The following is a 16196-nucleotide window of genomic DNA, read 5'->3' as shown; positions in this document are numbered from 1 at the left end:
TCCACGAGTTTTGCGCAACTGTGCGCACGAGAGTGCGTCAACCACGCAGTTTTCGCAAGATCTGCGCATTCTTGACCGGGAAGTGCGCGAGTTTGACTGCTATGGTCGCCGGATGTTGCCCCAGCGGCGCCACGAGCTGATCCTGCGGGCCCTTCGCGCGGAGGGCCCGGCGCCGGTCGGCGTGCTGGCCGAGCGCCTCGGCGTCAGCCACGCCACCGTGCGCCGCGACCTGGTGCGGCTCGACCGCGAAGGCCGGCTGACCCGGGTCCACGGCGGAGCGATGGCGGCGGCCGGCGACGGCGAGCCGTTCGCGCCCGCCGCCGACCACGCCGACGAGAAGGAAGCCGTCGCCCGGCGCGCGGCCGCGCTGGTCGCCGACGGCGACACCGTGCTCCTCGACGTCGGCACCACCGCACACCGGCTGGCGCGGCACCTGCGCGACCGCGCGCTGACCGTGATCACCAGCAGCCTCGCCGTCTACGAAGAGCTGAAGGACGCCGTCGACGTCGAACTCGTCCTGCTCGGCGGCGTCGTCCGGCGCGGGCAGCACTCGATGGTGGGGTTCCTGACCGAGGACGCGCTGCGCCAGGTGCGCGCCGGTACCGTGTTCCTCGGCGCGAGCGGTGTCCGCGGCGACGGCCACGTGATGGACTCGACGGTCGTCGAAGTGCCGGTGAAGCGCGCGATGGTCGCCGCGGCGGACCGGGTGGTGCTGCTCGCCGACGCGGGCAAGTTCCCCGGGACCGGCCTGGCGAAGGTCTGCGGGCCGGACGCGCTCGACGTCGTCGTCACCAGCGCCGGGGCCGACGGACCGACCTGCGCCAGGCTGGCCGACGCCGGGGTCGAGGTGCTGCGGTGAGGCTCGCGATCCTCGGCGGCGGCGGGTTCCGCGTACCGCTGGTGCACGGCGCGCTGCTGCGCGACGGCGGCGTCACGGACCTGGTGCTGCACGACGTCGACGCCGGGCGGCTCGCCGCGATCGAACGGGTGCTCGCCGAACAGGCCGCCGGGGTGCCCGGCGCGCCGCGGGTGCGGGTGACGACCGAGCTCGCCACCGCACTGTCCGATGTGGACTTCGTGTTCTCCGCCATCCGGGTCGGCGGGCTGCGCGGCCGGCGGCTGGACGAACAGCTCGCGCACGCGGAAGGCGTACTGGGCCAGGAAACCGTCGGCGCGGGCGGGATTGCCTACGGCCTGCGGACGGTTCCGGTCGCGGTCGAGCTGGCGCGGCTGATCGGCGAGCTGGCGCCCCGCGCGTGGGTCATCAACTTCACGAACCCGGCGGGCCTGGTCACCGAAGCGATGGCCGCGCACCTCGGCGGCCGGGTCATCGGCATCTGCGATTCGCCGGTGGGGCTGTGCCGCCGCGTCGCCGGCGCGCTCGGCATCGACCCGGCGACGGCGTGGTTCGACTACGCGGGCCTCAACCACCTGGGCTGGCTGCGCGCGGTCCGCGTCGGCGGCGAGGACGTCCTGCCGCGGCTGCTCGCCGACGCCCGGGCGCTGGAGTCGTTCGAGGAGGGGAAGCTCTTCGGCGCGCCCTGGCTGCGCGCGCTCGGGGCCGTGCCGAACGAGTACCTGCACTATTACTACTTCGCGCGGGAGGCGGCCGGCTCGGCGTCCCGCGGCGCGCTTCTCCTCGAGCAGCAACGGGATTTCTACGCGGAACCCTCGCTGGCGTCGTGGGACCGCACGCGCTTGGAGCGCGAAGCTACTTATATGGCCGAGACGCGGGACGGCGAGCGCGACGACCTCGAGGGCGGCGGCTACGAGAACGTCGCCTTGGCGCTGATGCGCGCCATCGCGTTCGGCGAACGCGCGAACCTGATCCTCAACGTGCGCAACGGAACCGCGCTCCCGGGTGTGCCGGAAGACGCGGTCGTCGAGGTGCCGTGCGTCGTCGACGCGAACGGCGCGCACCCGCTCGCCGTCTCGCCGCTGCCCGGCCACGCACTGGGCCTGGTGACGGCGATCAAGGCCGTCGAGCGCGCGGTGCTGGAGGCGGCGACGACCGGTTCACGGGAGGCGGCGCTGCGGGCGTTCGCGCTGCACCCGCTGATCGACTCGGTGTCAGTGGCGCGGCGGCTGCTCGACGCGTACACCGCCGCCCACCCGGAACTCGGTTACCTGGCTTAGACCGCAGCCATCGCGTTGAACTCCGCTTCGGCTTCGGTCCGCTCGGTGTACAGCGACCACGCCTTGTCGGCGATGTCGTCCGGGTTCAGCGTCCCGGCGGTGAACCCGTGGTCCTGCGAGGTGAACACGCGGTGGATGTCGCCGCGCTCGATGAGGCCGCCGATCGTGAGGGTGCCGGCGTAGATGCCCTTTTCGCGCAGGGCCGCGTGCAGCGTCAGGACGTACATGCGCAGCGCCGCCGACGCCGGGGCGAGGGTACCCAGCATCGGCATCGGGTGCTTGCCGCTCAGGCCGCCGGCGAAGAGCAGGGCGCCCGAGCCGCGTTCCAGCATCGGCGGCAGCGCCGCTCGCACCAGGTTCGCGGCCGGGAGCATGAAGTTCTCGAACGGCGTGCGCAGGTCCTCGGGGCCGGCTTCGGTGAGCGGTTTGATGCCCGGGCCGGCGGTCGCGTCGGCCGGGCCGAAGTACACCGTGTCGATCTCGCCGGCGTCGGCGGTGATCCGGACGAGTACGTCCCGGAGCTGCACTTCGTCGGTGACGTCGGCGGTGTAGGTGTGCGTGGGGATCCCGGCCAGTGCCTCGCGGTAGGCGTCGTGCCGCGTGGCGGTGCGGGAAACCAGCGCCGTCGTAAAGCCTTCGCGGCCGAAGCGGCGGGCGATCGACAGGCCGAGCCCGGGGCCGACACCCAGGACGGCGATCACTTTGGTCAAGGGGAACCTCCAGGTGAGCGGAACTTGAGACTGTCCTCAAGTTAGTCGTAAGTTGAGACAGTCGTCAACTTCGCTTGCGGCGAATGTCGTCACGGGTTGGGGCCACCGGTCGAACGACGACGGCCGCGGCTGCTCCAAGCGGGTAGAACATGTTCCAGTTTCGAGGCGGTGCCGACACGATGACCTTCGCCGTTCCGCGAGCGAGGAGTGCGTCATGCATGCCGACCTGACCCGCCGTCAGATCCTGCGCGGCACCGCCGCCGGAGCCGGCCTCGCGGCGACGTCCGCGCTCGCCGCGCCTTCACCCGCGAACGCGGCGCAGGTGGGCGAGTACGACGTCGTCGTGGTCGGCTCCGGCGCGGCGGGCATGACCGCCGCGCTGACGGCCGCCAAGCGCGGGCTGAGCGTCGTCGTGCTCGAGAAGGCGCCGACGTTCGGCGGTTCCGTGGCCCGCTCCGGCGCCGGCATCTGGATCCCGAACAACCCCGTGCTGCTCGCCGCCGGTGTTCCGGACACGCCGGCCAAGGCCGCGCAGTACCTCGCCGCCGTCGTCGGGCCCGATGTGCCGGCCGCGCGCCAGGAAGCGTTCCTGCGCAACGGTCCCGCGATGATCTCGTTCGTGCTGGCGAACAGCCCGCTGCGGTTCCGGTTCATGGACGGCTACAGCGACTACTACCCGGAGCTCCCCGGCGGCCTGCCGAACGGCCGCTCGATCGAGCCGGACCAGTTCGACGGCAACCTGCTCGGCGCGGAACTGGCGCACCTGAACCCGCCCTACCTGGCCACGCCCGCCGGGATGGTCGTGTTCAGCGCGGACTACAAGTGGCTCAACCTCGCCGCGGTCAACGCCAAGGGTGCCGCGGTCGCCGCCGCCTGCCTGGCCCGCGGCACGGCTGCCGCGATCGCCGGGCAGAAGCCGCTCACCATGGGGCAGTCCCTCGCCGCCGGGCTGCGGGCCGGGCTGCTCGCGGCGAACGTGCCGGTGTGGCTGAACACCCCGCTCGTCGACCTGAACATCGAAGCTGGCGCGGTCACCGGGGTTCTGGTGCCGCAGGGGCTGGTCCGGGCGCGGCGCGGCGTGATCGTCGGCACGGGCGGGTTCGAGCACAACGCCGGCATGCGCGCGCAGTACCAGCGTCAGCCGATCAGTACGGATTGGACGGTCGGCGCGAAGGAGAACACCGGCGACGGCATCCGCGCCGGCCAGCGCGCCGGCGCCGCGCTCGACCTGATGGACGACGCGTGGTGGGGCCCGGCCATCCCGGTGCCCGGCGACCCGTACTTCTGCCTGGCCGAGCGGACCCTGCCCGGCGGGCTGCTGGTCAACCAGGCGGGGCAGCGGTTCGTCAACGAAGCCGGGCCCTACAGCGACGTCGTGCACACCATGTACGACAAGAACCCGGCCGCGCCGGACATCCCCGCGTGGCTGATCGTCGACCAGAACTACCGGAACCGGTACCTGTTCCGCGACCTCCTGCCGCTGCTGCCGTTCCCGGACTCGTGGTACGCGGCGGGCGCGGTGTTCAAGGCGTCGACGATCCAGGGTCTCGGCACGCAGATCGGCGTGCCGCCCGCCGCGTTGAAGTCCACTGTGGACCGGTTCAGCGAGCTCGCCCGGTCCGGCGTGGACACCGACTTCCACCGCGGCGCGAGCGCGTACGACCACTACTACACGGATCCGCTGGTGCTGCCCAACTCCTGCCTCGCGCCGCTGTGGGCGCCGCCGTACTACGCGCTGCGGATCGTTCCCGGCGACCTCGGCACGAAGGGCGGCATGCGCACGGACGCCCGGGCGCGCGTGCTGCGCCCGGACGGCACGGTGATCCCCGGCCTGTACGCGGCCGGCAACGCGAGCGCGGCGGTGATGGGCCACAGCTACGCCGGCGCGGGCTCGACCATCGGCCCGGCGATGACCTTCGGCTACATCGCCGCGAACGACGTCTAGAACTCCTTTTCCACCAAGGGAAGCACCTCGGTGCCCAGCAGTTCGACGGCCTTCATGACTTCGGCGTGCGGGACGCCGGACCAGTCCATCTGCATCGCGTAGCGGTCGGCGCCGGTCAGCTTGCCGACCTCGATCAGCCGCTCGGCGATCTCCTGCGGGCTGCCGACGAACAAGGCCTGGGCTTCGTGGGTGTACTGGTCGTACTCGGCGCGGGTCGGGACGGCCCAGCCGCGGGCGCGGGCGCCGTACTTCATGGTCTCGAGCCAGTACGGGTAGAACGTTTCCTTGGCGTCCTGCGAGTTCGGCGCGAGGAAACCGATCGCGCCCATGGTGACGTGCAGGTCTTCGCGCTCGTGCTCACCGGCCTCACCGGCCTGGCGGTAGAGGTCGACGAGCGGGGCGAAGCGCTCGGGACGACCGCCGATCACCGCGTACACGACGGGCAGGCCGAGCAGCCCGGCGCGGATCGACGACTCGGGGTTGCCGCCGGTGCCGATCGAGATGCGCAGCCTTCTGTTGTACGGGCGCGGCAGGATCCGCGCGTTGTCCAGCGGCGGGCGGAACTTGCCCGACCAGGTCAGCGGGTCTTCGCGGTCGATGCGCAGCAGCAGCGCGAGCTTCTCTTCGAACAGGTCGTCGTAGTCGCCGAGGTCGTTGCCGAACAGCGGGAACGACTCGGTGAACGACCCGCGCCCGGCGAGCAGCTCGGCGCGGCCGTGGCTGAGCTGGTCGAGCGTGGTGAACTGCTGGTAGACGCGGACCGGGTCCTCGGTGCTGAGGACGGTCACGGCGGAGCTCAGCGTGATCTGGTTCGTGACGCTCGCCGCGGCGGCCAGGACGGTGCCCGGGTTCGAGATCGCGTACTGGTCGAGGTGGTGTTCGCCGAGGCCGTAGAAGCCGAGGCCCAGCTCGTCGGCGAGCTTGATCCGCTCGAGGGTGTTGGCCAGCGTCCGCGCGACGGACGGCTGGTCGCCGGTGTGCGGGTCCGGCGTGCGGTCGCCGAAGCTGTAGATGCCGAGTTTCATACAACGCTCAACTACTTTGCGGGCGGATTCGTTCCCGCGCCGTACCGGGCCTGGATGGCCTCCAGGTTCCGTTCGGACAGCCGCAGGGCCGCGGCACGCAGGCTCAGGCCGTCGAGGGTGGCGAGCTCGAACACGGCGGTGACCAGCTCTCGCATGCGGCCGCGGACCTTGTCGAACGCCTCACCGGCGTCCGCGCCGACGTCGCCGAAGAGCGTCCACCACCACCAGGAGTTGGTCGCCGAGTTGGCCACGAAGTCCGGGACCACCGGGATGCCGCGGGCGTCGAGGCGGGCTTCGGCGTCCGCGGTGACGGGCATGTTCGCGGCCTCGACGACGAGTTTCGCGCCGATCCGGGCCTGGTTGTCGCTGTCGACGCAGTAGGAGATCGCGGCCGGCACCAGCACTTCGGCCGGTACGTCCAGCCACGCTTCCGGCGGCAGGAGCTCGTCGCCGGGCTCGAGGTGGTCGCGGTCGATCCCGCCGAAGCGGTCGCGGTGCCGCAGCAGGTGTTCGACGTCGAGCCCGGCGGGGTTGGCGACGACCCCGCGGACGTCCGAGACCCCGACGACCGGCAGCCCGGCCTCGGCGAGGAACCGGGCGGTGGCCCCGCCCATCGACCCGAACCCCTGCACGACGGCCCGGCGCGGCCCGGTGTGGCCGAGCAGTTCGAGCCCGGTCAGCGTGGCTTGCGCGACGCCGAGGCCGCCGACCAGCTCGTCGAGCCCCAGCCCGCCGACTTCGATCCGGAAGGCGTCGGCGAGCCGGGCCGTCGCCGCTTCGCGGTCTTCGAGCAGCGGGTAGACGGCCTGGACGGGGCTGAGCAGCCCGATCTCGGCGATGACGCCGTCGATGACGTCCTGGCGCAGGCCCAGGTCTTCATGGCGTGCAGGTAGCGCGCGACGACGTCGCGGGCGCGCTCGTCGTACGGGTCGAAGTCGATGCCGCCCTTGGCGCCGCCGAGGGGGACGTACCGGCCGGCGGGGTCGTAGTTGAGGCCCTCTTTGAGCGTCATGCCGCGGGCCAGGCCGCGGACTTCGAAGAGGCTGCAGCCGCGGCGCATCCGGAGGCCCCCGCTGGCGACGCCCCGCACGAGCCGGTCGATCACGAGGTACCCGCGGCAACCGGTGACGGGATCGGTCCAGGCGACTTCGAGCAGGGCGGTCACGAGCCGAGTTCCCGTGCGACGGCTTGTCCGACCCAGCGGGCGCAGTCTGCCTCGGTGACGGTCCCGGTCCGGGCGACGACCTGGACGGCCAGCCCGTCGAGCAAACTCGTGAGCCGCCACGCGGCGCCGTCCGGGTCTTCGCATGTGAAGACCCCGGCGGCAACGCCTTCGGTGATCAGCGCGACGACGGCGTCCCGCCATCTTTTGTCGAGCCGTTGCAGGACGGCTCGTAGTTCTTGGTCCCGCATGGCGGCGGCTTGCGCTTCGATCCAGAGCTGCCAGTTGTGGGCGGGGTTGGTGGGGCCGTAGAGGGTGAGGACGGCGTTGAGGCGGGTTTCGACTCTTCCGCCCCGGTTCAGTTCGTCGCGGAGAGTGGCGAGGGCGGTTTCGGTGGCTTGGCGGAAGGCTTCGATGATGAGGGCTTCGAGGGTGCCGAAGTGGTAGAAGACGAGCGCGGTGCTGACGTCGAGAGCTTTGGCCACGTCGGCGGCTCGGACGCCGGCGATCCCTCGCTCGCGGATCTGCTGGAGCGCGGCTTTGACGATCTCCTCTCGCCGGACAGCAACCGCCTTGCGCATCATGCGGCTCACGGTACCGAGGGGGTGCCGGTGTGGGGAGGCGACGAAGGACGGGTTTGCGGGTTCCCGGTTTTGTCGGTGGACGGCGGGGGTTCGGCTGCCGGGGTGGGTTGGTGTGGCTGGGTTTCCGGGGGTGGACCTGGTGAGGGAGCTGGGGGCTGGCTTCAGGGACTGGGGGTTGCCGGGGTGGACTCTGGCGCGGGGTGGGGGCTTCGCGTGCGTGAGCCCGCCGGCGGACCACGGCGGTGGTCTGCCGGCGGGCTTGGTCTCGCGGTGGTGCGGTCGCTGGGTGCTGCGGAACGGGGTTGGGCGGTGGGTTGGGTGGCGGGAAGGGGCGCCCGGTGGTCGGGGCTATCGGGGAGGTGGGCTGGCTGGTCGGGACGCGGGCCGGCCGGTTTGGGGCGGCCGCCGTCTCGGCTGGGTTGGGCTTCTGGGCGGTGGGCCGGCTGGTCGGGGATAGGGCGGGCTGAGCTCGTGTGGCGGGTACCTCGGTGGGGTGGGATGCGGGAGTGACGGGGCGGTGGGCCGGTCGGTCGGTCGGTCGGTCGGGGGGATAGTGCTGGCTGAACTTGGGGCCGGCGTCCCGGCGGGGTGGGGATGCGGTGGAGGCAGTGGCTCGACCGGTTGGGGGCGGGGTGGCCTGAGCCTGTGTTGGTGGAGGCAGTGGCTCGACCGGTCGGGGACGGGCTGGCTGCGCCTGTGCGGTTGGTGCCGTGGCGGGGTGGGGATGCGGGCGTGGTGGGGGTGGTGGTGGGCCGGTCGGTTGGGGACGGGCTGGCTGAGCTTGTGCGGTTGGTGCCGTGGCGGGGTGGGGATGCGGGCGTGGTGGTGGTGGGTCGGCCGGTTGGGGACGGGCTGGCTGAGCTTGTGTGGTTGGTGCCGTGGCGGGGTGGGGATGCCGGAGCGGGGGGCGGCCGGTTGGGGAATGGGCGGGCTGAGTCTCTGCGGTGGGTGCCTGGGCCGGGCTGGGCAGCTGGAGTGGTGGGGCGGGCCGGCCGGTCGGGGAACGGGGCCGGCTGACTCTCTGCGGCCGGCGCCTCGGCCGGGTTGGGCGGCTGGGAGGCGGGAGGGGCCTGTGGGCCCGTCAGTGGTGGCGGGCCCCCGCGTTGCCGTCAGGCGGTCCACTCCGGGTTGCGGCCCAGGTAGCGCAGCAGGGTCGAAACCGCGTCGTCGGTGGGCTGGCCCTCCAATGCTGCCGCGTAGGCGAAGCCGCGCAGGGGCTCGGCCAGTTGCTTCGCCACCGGGAGCAGCGACTCCGCCAGCTCCGGGGTCAGCGGGGACTTCTGGCCCGACGCCTTCGCGATGTCCCAGGCGTGGACCGCCGCGTCCAGGGCTGCGGCGCCTGCCGCGACGGCGGCAGGCAGGGCGCCTTGGGGGAGCGGGGTCGGGACCGCGGTTGCCTCCGGGCTCACCGTCGCGAAGGCCGCCGCGGCTGCGGTCAGCGTGGGCTCCAAGAAGTCCGACGGCTTTCCCGCCAGAGCACCCGACGGGGAGAACGGGTCGAGGTCCGGGCCGCCCGAACCCGTGATGAACGCCGCGTAGCCGAGCTGGTCGCCGGCTGCGTGCTGGAGGACCTGGGTCGTGTTCCAGGCCGCGCACGGGGTCGGGGCCGTCCAGTCCGTGACGCCCTCGATCGCCGTGCGGAGGGCGTCGTGGGACTGGGTCAGGATCGGCCACGACGTCTGGGGGCGGAGGCTCGCGAAGAACTGGCGGATGTCCGCCACCAGGACCTCCGGGGCTTCGTGGGCCGAGTAGTGACCGGCCGCGTCTCGGGGGCCGCCTGCTTTTTCCGTGGTGTCGTAGGCGTTCCAGCTCACGATGTTCGCGTGGTCACGGTCGGCGAACCGGCGGATCGACTGGAAGTCGCCCGCGAACATCGCCAGGGCCGTCGGGACCGTCGTGGGGCCCTCCGGGTGGGCCGTCGAGTGCGCGTCCTCGTAGTAGAACCGGATCGACGAACCGGCCGTGCCGGTCAGCCAGTACAGGGCCACGTTCGCCAGGACGAAGTCCGCGTCCAGGTGCTCGCCGAACAGCTGGGCGTTCCACGCCAGCAGGCCGAGCGGGGAGTCCGCCAGCGCGAACGCCAGCGTGTGCGGCTGCTGGCTGTGCAGCGTGTTGAACGAGAACATGGTGTCGTAGAACCACTGCAAGTGCGCCAGCGCGGCCTGGTCGGCTTCGCTCAGGTCCGCCATCTCGGCCGGGTCGCCGGACGGGAACGAGAACAGCTGCGTGACGTGCACGCCCACGACCTTCTCCGGCGCCAGCCTGCCGATCTCCGGCGAGATCATCGATCCCGCGTCGTTGCCCGCCGCGCCGTACGACTCGTAGCCGAGGCGGCTCATCAGCTCGGCCCACGCCGCCGCGGTGCGGTGGGTGCCCCAGCCCGCGGACTTCGTCGGGCCCGAGAAGCCGAAGCCCGGCAGGGACGGGATCACCAGGTGGAACGCCGGCTGGTCGGCCGACTCCGGCTCGGTCAGCGGGCCGATCACGTCCAGGTACTCCGCGATCGAGCCCGGCCAGCCGTGCGTCAGCACCAGCGGCGTCGCGTCCGCCCGCGACGAGCGGACGTGCAGGAAGTGGATGGTCTCGCCGTCGATCTCCGTCAGGAACTGCGGGTACGCGTTCAGCCGCGCCTCGAACGCCCGCCAGTCGAAGCCGCTCAGCCAGTGCTCGGCCAGCGCGCGGACCCGCTCGTTCGTGACGCCGTACTCGGCGGGCAGGTCGTCCGGCCACAGCGCTCCGCGCAGGCGGGTCTCCAGGTCGTCGAGCCGGTGCTGGGGGATCTCGGCGCGGAAGGGGCGGACGGTCATGGCTGGCTCCTCGGAAGTCTGGAACGGAATGCTTCGTTCCGAACTGTAGCAGAGCGGAACGATCCGTTCCAGTGGTAATCTCGGCCCATGTCCGAGATAGCCCTGCCCGGCCGCCGCGGCCAGGCCGCCCGCAACGACGTCGTCATCCTCGATGCCGCCCGCCAGGTCTTCCTCGTCGACCCGAAGGCGCCGATCTCGCACGTGGCCGAGCGCGCCGGCGTCGGCATCAGCGCGCTCTACCGGCGGTACCCGAGCAAGGAGGTGCTGCTCTGCCGGCTCTGCCACGACGGCCTCCGCACCTACATCCGCGAAGCCGAAGCCGCCGCCGGGGAGCCCGACGGCTGGGCGGCGCTGACCGGTTTCCTCGGCCGGGTCGTGGACGCCGACGTGCACTCGCTGACCGTGCACCTCGCCGGCACCTTCACCCCCACGCCCGACATGGGCGCGGACGCCCAGCGCGCGAACCAGCTGACGAGGGATCTGGTCGAGCGGGCGCGCGAGAGCGGGCGCCTGCGCCACGACGCCGTCGCCGAAGACCTCGGCATGGTCCTCGAGTGCTGCGCGGCCATCCGCGTCGACGACCACGAGCGCACCACGCAGCTGCGGCGGCGCTACCTCGCGATGCTCGTCGAGGGGCTGGCGGCCGGCGGCCCGGATCTGCCGGGCCCGCCACCCCGTCCGGGTGAGATGAACGGCCGCTGGCGTCCCTCCTGATGGCGGTGCCGCGCCGCGGCCGGACGGTGGTAAAGGCGGACAGGGGGCGGTAACGAATTCCGGGATCGGGGCGACTGATCAGCGTCGGACGTCCCCGAAAAGACCACGCGCCACCCGTCAGAGCGGTATTCCCGGACCCGAACAGTGAGAACACGACTATGCAACGAAGCTGGCGACGGACCACGATCCTGTCCGCGGTGGCCGCACTGGCCACGGCGTTTTTCGCAATCGCACCCGCCGCGCAGGCGGACACGCCGACGAGCGCCGTCTCCGTGAGTGCCACCACGGTGCTGCCGGGGCAGACGTTCACCATCACGCAAACCATTCACAACGACCGCGATTTCACGGTGACTTTCGCGAAGGGTGCCATTTACGGAAACCCGACCGCGATCACCGACGTCGTCGACGTCGTCTCCTGCACCAACACCACGGCGGTCGGCTGCTTCCAGGCCGGCAGCAGCTACCGCGCCGCGTTCGGCGACCTCGAGGCGGGCGGCACGAAGACCACGGTGTGGACCTTGCGCGTCAAGGACACCGCGGCGCCCGGGCAGTTCACGCTGCAGCACCAGTTCGTCGGGGACAACTACTCCTTCGAGACCCTGGACGGGCCGGTCATCACCGTCGGCCAGCCGTCGACCCAGGCCGACGTCAAGGTCGCGCTCGCCGCGACCGGGCACGGCGGGCTGAACGCGCGCATCGACTACACCGTGACCGTGACGAACAACGGCCCGGCCACCGCGACCGGGATCCGCGTCGGGGCCACGTACGCCTCGGCCCTGTCCTACGCCGGCGGCACCGGCTGCGTCCACGTCGGCACCACCCGGAACGTGAACTGCGACGTCGCGACCCTGGCCAGCGGCGCCTCGGCGACGGCGAAGTTCTCGACGAACGGCGGCCTGCTCGCGCTCGGCTCGTACACCACGACGGCGCAGCGGACGGCGAGCTCGCCGACCGATCCCAACCCCGCCAACGACAGCGCGTCGAAGACGTGCTCGGCGCTCACCGGGCTCATCGTGACCTGCTGAGGGTTCGCGAGAGGTGAACCGGGCTCGTGTCCTCCGCCAGGGACACGGGCCCGGTCCGCGTTTTCAGCCCGTGGCCGTGGCGTAGAGCTTCGCGATGTCGTCGTCGAAGTACGCGCTGTAGGAGACGTCCGGGGTGTCGCCGCCCAGCTGGTAACCGCCGATGACGCCGACGACCTCGCCGCCGGTCACCCACGGGCCGCCGCTGGTCCCGTCGGGGAAACCGGGGCAGGCGATCCGCAGCTGGTAGGTGTCCGAGCGGGTGCTCGTGCCGTCGCAAACGACCGCGGAATCGGCCGTGTCGGGGTAGCCCGTGAGGGTGATCCGGTGGCCGAACCCGCGATTCACGCCGAGTGCGTTCGCGCCGGTGAGGCTTTCCAGGGAAGCCGGGTTCCCGGGCTGCGCAACGGTGAGAAACGCGAAATCGAGATCCGGGTCGGCCGACGAAGTCCAGCCGTCCGCGACGGTGACCTTCGTGACCGGCCACATTCCCAGCGGCGCCGCACCACCGGCGTAACCGGGGGCGAACGACATTCCGTCCTGGACGCAGTGCGCGGCCGTCAGCACCAGATCCCCGGAATCGGAGTGGACGACGCTCGCCGAGCAGAAATGGCTGCCGTTCGCGAACAATGCGCCGACCGGGGAAACGGTTTTCGCCGGTACCGCCGAAACGGTGGTTCCGGCGGGCGCGGGTGAGCCCGCGGCGTAGGCGTCGTCGGCGGTCGTGTCCGCGCCGACGGCCAGGCCGGTGCCCAGCACCAGCACCGCCGCCGCGGCCAGCGCGGCCGGCCGGAGAACCTTGATCGCCACCTCTCCAGATCACCACACCGCGGCCGGATCGGCAGCGCGCGGAGCCGGATGCACAGCGACCTCACAGCGGGTGCCCGGACGCGGTCAGCCTCGGCGCCGTGCCGTTCGCGACGGGACGGCTTGCCCGGCGGTACCGGGTCGACCGCCGCGGCCGCGGGCTCGCCGTGCCGGAGCCGCCGGGTGCGAGATCCGGCGTGAGGCGAGGACATCGCGGGCCCCGCCGGGTGGCACGGACGCCGGCGCAGCCGCATGCGCGCCGCGGAGGACTCCGGGGAAGTCCTGGAGATCTTCCTGCCCGAGGACCTCCAGCCGGCTCCCGCGGAAGTCGACGCCGTTCGTGCCGGTCCGGCGCGCCCGCGATCCCAGGGGAGGCCGCCCGAGCGGTCGCGGACCGGACCCCTGGCGCAGACGTCGGGCCGCGGCCCGGCCACGCGCGAGGCCCGGGACTTCGATCCGGGCCGGTTCGCCGTCAGCCCGCGGTGAGCCCCCGGCGGTGCGCCCAGGCCGCCACCTCGGTCCGGTTGGCCAGGCCCAGCTTGGCCAGGACGCTGCGGACGTGGCTCTCCACCGTGCGCTCGGACAGCACCAGCCGGCCGGCGATCTGCCGGTTGCTCAGCGCGCCGGCGACGAGGACCGCGATCTCCCGCTCGCGCCCGGTCAGCGGGTCGCCGCCGGTTCGCGCCCGGTCGAGCAGCTCCGTGGCGCGCCGCAGCCAGCCCGGCATCCCGAGCCGCCGGGCTTCCTCCGCCGCCTGGCGGGCCGGGGTTTCCGCGCGCGGGAAGTCGCCGAGGACGACGAGCTCGGCCGCCAGGCGGACGCGGTTGTGCACGACGTAGGGCCGGGCGCCGAGCCGCGCGTCCCACGCGATCGCTTCCTCGAACAGCGGCACGGCTTCGTCGGGCCGCCCGAGCAGCGCGGCCAGGCGGGCGGACCAGCTGCTGGAGCAGTCGGAGCAGAACGTGCCCGCGCCGGCGGAGCCGACCGGGGGCGCGTCGGCCAGCTGCTTGGCGAGCCACTCCGCGGTCTCGACGTCTTCGAACTCTTCGAGCAGCGGCAGCAGGTTGGGCCCGAAGCCCGGTGACTGGCCGATGAAGTCGGGGTCGCGCAGGCGTGGGCGCAGGGCGTCGTACGCGGCCCGCGCTTCGTCGCGGCGGCCGTCGAGCAGGGCGCAGAGCGGGCGGGAGACGATCGTGATCGGCAACGGCGGCGCGATCGCCAGCAGCTCCCCGTACCCGGCGGGCAGCTCGGCCGGGTCGCCCACCACGTCGGCGAACTGCTGCGCGAACGCGAAGGACATCCCGGCCGCGGAGCGGTCTTCGGCCAGTTCCGCCGCCGCGAGCTCGCTCGCGAGCCGGTTCTGCGCGCGGGCCTCGGCGAACGCGCCGCGGTAGGCCGCGACCGATGCCCGCAGCCGCAGCTCGTGCCAGCGGATCAGCGGCAGCCGGGTGGTCGCGGCGAGCGCGGAGATCGCGGTCAGCTCGGCGTCGACGACGGGCACGGTGCCGACCTCGAACGCCGCGTCCAGCCGCCACTTGTGGCCCCACAGCGCCACCAGCGGCCGTCCGGTGCCGCCCAGCGCCACCGCGAGCGCGCCGAGCCGCAGCCGTTCGGCCAGCGGCAGCTCCGTCGGGCGGATCTTCAGCCGGGCGCGGACGGCGTCGAGCCGTGCTTCCTGGTCGCCGGAGAGTTCCGCCAGTGCCATGGCCTCGTCGGCCGTCTCGACGGCTTCGGTCGCCCGCCCGTAGTCGGCCGCCACGGCCGCGGACTGGGCGAGCAGTTTCGCCCGGACCGCCGGGTCCGCGCCGGGGCCGAGCGCCGCCAGCGCGGACGCCGTGAGCTCGGCCATCCCGGGCAGCAGGTCGGGTGCCGACGTGTCCCGGACGACGAGCGCCGCGGCGGCGATCAGCGCCGGGTCCGACGTCAGCCCGGCGGCCTCGCGCGCGTGCCCGAAGGCGCGGCCGAACCGGCCCGCGCGGTACTCGGCGGTCGCGAGGTCGACGAGCAGGGCGGCGAGCCCGTCGCGCAGGCCCGCGCGACGACGGCAGCCGAGCGCGACGTAAAGGAAACGCGCGGCTTCGGTGAAGGCGAGCGCCCGGGTGGCGTCCCGCGCCGCCGCTTCCGCCCAGCCGGCCGCCCGGGTCAGCGCGTCCGGTGTCGCCGCCGAACGCAGCCAGTGCCCGGCCACGACCCCGGGGTCGGCGCGGTGCTCCAGCGCGGCCGCCGTCCGGGCGTGCAGCTGCTCGCGGACGCCCTGGTCGAGGTCGGCGTAGATCCCGTCGCGCACGACGGCGTGGGCGAACCGCCGCGACCCGGCGTCGGCGGGCAGCAGCACCCCGGCGCGCACCGCGCGGTCGAGCGCCGGGACGACGTCGTCCGGCGGCTGCCCGGCGACCTCGGCGACGACGTGCGCGTCGACCTCTTCGCCGAGCACGGACGCGATCGCCAGCAGTTCACGCGCGCGAGCGTCGAGCCCGGCGACGGTGGTGCGGACGAGGTGCCGCAGTTCCGCCTCGCCGCCGCCGGTCGCCGAGGAGCGGGCGACCGCCTTGAGGTAGAGCGGGTTCCCGCCCGAGCGCCGCAGCGCGTCGGCGGCGTCGACGGCGGCCCGGCCGACCTCGGCGAGGTAGGCCCGGACGTCGGGTTCGGTCAGCGGGTCCAGGCGCAGGCTTTCCGTCCCGGGCCGCCCGAGCAGGTCCGGCAGGACGTCGGCGAGCGAGCCGGTGTCCCGGTAGGTCGCGACGACGGCGAGGCGCGAGCGCCGGATCTCGCCCGCGAGGTGCCGCAGCAGCCTCAGCGAAGCTTCGTCGGCCCAGTGGACGTCTTCGAGGACGACGACCAGACCGCCCGGCCCGGCCGCGGCGACGAGCGCGTCGACGGCCACCGCGACGAACCGGAACCGGGCCGCGACCAAGTCGGCGCCGTCGCGGTCGTCCAGGTCGGCCAGCGCGCGGGAGACTTCCGCGTCCACCTCCGGCAGCGCCTGGAGGACCCGGCGCCACGGCCACAGCGGCGGCGCGCCCGGGTCGTCGACGCACCGGCCCCAGACGGCTTCGCGGTCCGTGACCGCTTCGACCAAGCGGGACTTGCCGATCCCCGCCGGGCCGCCGACGAGCACCAGCGCGCCGGTGCCCGCGGCCGCCGCCGCGAGCCAGGCGCGCAGGTCGGCCGCGGCACCGGCCCGCCCGACGAACGGCTCGCTGCGCGTCACCCGAGCAGTATCCCCCGCGCACCCGGTTTCAGTGCCCGTCTCCGTACTGGCACTGATGTCCCGGACGCGGCGC

14 protein-coding genes are annotated in these 16196 nt (G+C 73.1%); 6 read left to right on the top strand and 8 right to left on the bottom strand.

Features of this window, described 5'->3' with window-relative positions:
- Positions 1 to 82 precede the first annotated feature (82 nt).
- Together ACLJQM_RS38985 and ACLJQM_RS38980 are read left to right on the top strand one after the other, a co-directional pair.
- Positions 83 to 859 (top strand): DeoR/GlpR family DNA-binding transcription regulator, encoded by a 777-nt coding sequence (locus ACLJQM_RS38985; RefSeq protein WP_410635352.1) that lies wholly within the window; start codon positions 83 to 85, stop codon positions 857 to 859.
- The gene (locus ACLJQM_RS38980) at positions 856 to 2136 is read left to right on the top strand and encodes a 6-phospho-beta-glucosidase (protein ID WP_410635351.1); all 1281 of its coding nucleotides are present in this window, start codon (positions 856 to 858) and stop codon (positions 2134 to 2136) included. Before ACLJQM_RS38985 ends, ACLJQM_RS38980 begins: the two co-directional genes overlap by 4 nt.
- Here ACLJQM_RS38980 and ACLJQM_RS38975 read toward each other — a convergent pair.
- Positions 2133 to 2837, bottom strand: coding sequence for an SDR family NAD(P)-dependent oxidoreductase (locus ACLJQM_RS38975; RefSeq protein WP_410635470.1), 705 nt, complete (start codon positions 2835 to 2837; stop codon positions 2133 to 2135). The two genes, ACLJQM_RS38980 and ACLJQM_RS38975, sit on opposite strands and share 4 nt — an antisense overlap.
- Positions 2838 to 3060: 223 nt before the next feature.
- Here ACLJQM_RS38975 and kstD point away from each other — a divergent pair, with 223 nt between their 5' ends.
- Positions 3061 to 4791, top strand: coding sequence for a 3-oxosteroid 1-dehydrogenase (gene kstD / locus ACLJQM_RS38970; RefSeq protein ID WP_410635350.1), 1731 nt, complete (start codon positions 3061 to 3063; stop codon positions 4789 to 4791).
- Here kstD and ACLJQM_RS38965 read toward each other — a convergent pair.
- The 5 genes from ACLJQM_RS38965 to ACLJQM_RS38945 all read right to left on the bottom strand — a co-directional run bounded on the left by ACLJQM_RS38965 (position 4788) and on the right by ACLJQM_RS38945 (position 10369).
- Positions 4788 to 5816 carry an LLM class flavin-dependent oxidoreductase gene (locus ACLJQM_RS38965; RefSeq protein ID WP_360779254.1) on the bottom strand — a complete coding sequence of 343 codons (1029 nt, stop codon included), beginning with the start codon at positions 5814 to 5816 and terminating at the stop codon, positions 4788 to 4790. The genes kstD and ACLJQM_RS38965 overlap by 4 nt on opposite strands.
- 11 nt (positions 5817 to 5827) lie before the next feature.
- Positions 5828 to 6496, bottom strand: coding sequence for a hypothetical protein (locus ACLJQM_RS38960; protein WP_410635469.1), 669 nt, complete (start codon positions 6494 to 6496; stop codon positions 5828 to 5830).
- Positions 6493 to 6981 carry a Glu/Leu/Phe/Val dehydrogenase dimerization domain-containing protein gene (locus tag ACLJQM_RS38955; RefSeq protein ID WP_410635349.1) on the bottom strand — a complete coding sequence of 163 codons (489 nt, stop codon included), beginning with the start codon at positions 6979 to 6981 and terminating at the stop codon, positions 6493 to 6495. Before ACLJQM_RS38955 ends, ACLJQM_RS38960 begins: the two co-directional genes overlap by 4 nt.
- Positions 6978 to 7562, bottom strand: coding sequence for a TetR/AcrR family transcriptional regulator (locus ACLJQM_RS38950; RefSeq protein WP_410635347.1), 585 nt, complete (start codon positions 7560 to 7562; stop codon positions 6978 to 6980). Before ACLJQM_RS38950 ends, ACLJQM_RS38955 begins: the two co-directional genes overlap by 4 nt.
- Before the next feature lie 1109 nt (positions 7563 to 8671).
- Complete coding sequence (locus ACLJQM_RS38945; protein WP_410635346.1) at positions 8672 to 10369, bottom strand: alpha/beta fold hydrolase; 1698 nt, start codon at positions 10367 to 10369, stop codon at positions 8672 to 8674.
- A gap of 87 nt (positions 10370 to 10456) precedes the next feature.
- Between ACLJQM_RS38945 and ACLJQM_RS38940 the strand changes: the two genes are divergently transcribed.
- Together ACLJQM_RS38940 and ACLJQM_RS38935 are read left to right on the top strand one after the other, a co-directional pair.
- Entirely contained in the window at positions 10457 to 11083 is a 627-nt protein-coding gene (locus ACLJQM_RS38940) for a TetR/AcrR family transcriptional regulator (protein WP_410635344.1), read from the top strand.
- Between the two features lie 197 nt (positions 11084 to 11280).
- Positions 11281 to 12108, top strand: a complete 828-nt coding sequence (locus ACLJQM_RS38935; RefSeq protein WP_360779251.1) for a hypothetical protein — start codon at positions 11281 to 11283, stop codon at positions 12106 to 12108.
- A 63-nt stretch (positions 12109 to 12171) separates the two neighbouring features.
- Here the strand turns inward: ACLJQM_RS38935 and ACLJQM_RS38930 are convergent, their stop codons facing one another.
- Complete coding sequence (locus ACLJQM_RS38930) at positions 12172 to 12915, bottom strand: trypsin-like serine peptidase (RefSeq protein WP_410635343.1); 744 nt, start codon at positions 12913 to 12915, stop codon at positions 12172 to 12174.
- A 249-nt stretch (positions 12916 to 13164) separates the two neighbouring features.
- On the opposite strand from ACLJQM_RS38930, the gene ACLJQM_RS38925 reads away from it, so the two are divergent.
- On the top strand, positions 13165 to 13398 hold the full coding sequence (locus ACLJQM_RS38925; protein ID WP_410635342.1) for a hypothetical protein: 234 nt from the start codon (positions 13165 to 13167) through the stop codon (positions 13396 to 13398).
- On the opposite strand, the gene ACLJQM_RS38920 is transcribed toward ACLJQM_RS38925, so the two are convergent.
- The gene (locus tag ACLJQM_RS38920; RefSeq protein ID WP_410635341.1) at positions 13385 to 16123 is read right to left on the bottom strand and encodes an ATP-binding protein; all 2739 of its coding nucleotides are present in this window, start codon (positions 16121 to 16123) and stop codon (positions 13385 to 13387) included. The genes ACLJQM_RS38925 and ACLJQM_RS38920 overlap by 14 nt on opposite strands.
- Positions 16124 to 16196: the final 73 nt, after the last annotated feature.

Source organism: Amycolatopsis sp. cmx-4-83 (assembly GCF_046548815.1).
Classification (GTDB): domain Bacteria; phylum Actinomycetota; class Actinomycetes; order Mycobacteriales; family Pseudonocardiaceae; genus Amycolatopsis; species Amycolatopsis pretoriensis_A.
Note: the sequence above shows the minus strand (reverse complement) of the source record. Positions and strands in the feature narration are given on the sequence as shown.

Bases quoted from the DNA above. Each gene is read 5' to 3' on its own strand.
- kstD (WP_410635350.1), top strand. From the start codon at position 3,061: ATGCATGCCGACCTGACCCGCCGTCAGATCCTGCGCGGCACCGCCGCC.
- ACLJQM_RS38965 (WP_360779254.1), bottom strand. From the start codon at position 5,816: ATGAAACTCGGCATCTACAGCTTCGGCGACCGCACGCCGGACCCGCAC.
- ACLJQM_RS38950 (WP_410635347.1), bottom strand. From the start codon at position 7,562: ATGATGCGCAAGGCGGTTGCTGTCCGGCGAGAGGAGATCGTCAAAGCC.
- ACLJQM_RS38945 (WP_410635346.1), bottom strand. From the start codon at position 10,369: ATGACCGTCCGCCCCTTCCGCGCCGAGATCCCCCAGCACCGGCTCGAC.
- ACLJQM_RS38940 (WP_410635344.1), top strand. From the start codon at position 10,457: ATGTCCGAGATAGCCCTGCCCGGCCGCCGCGGCCAGGCCGCCCGCAAC.
- ACLJQM_RS38925 (WP_410635342.1), top strand. From the start codon at position 13,165: ATGCGCGCCGCGGAGGACTCCGGGGAAGTCCTGGAGATCTTCCTGCCC.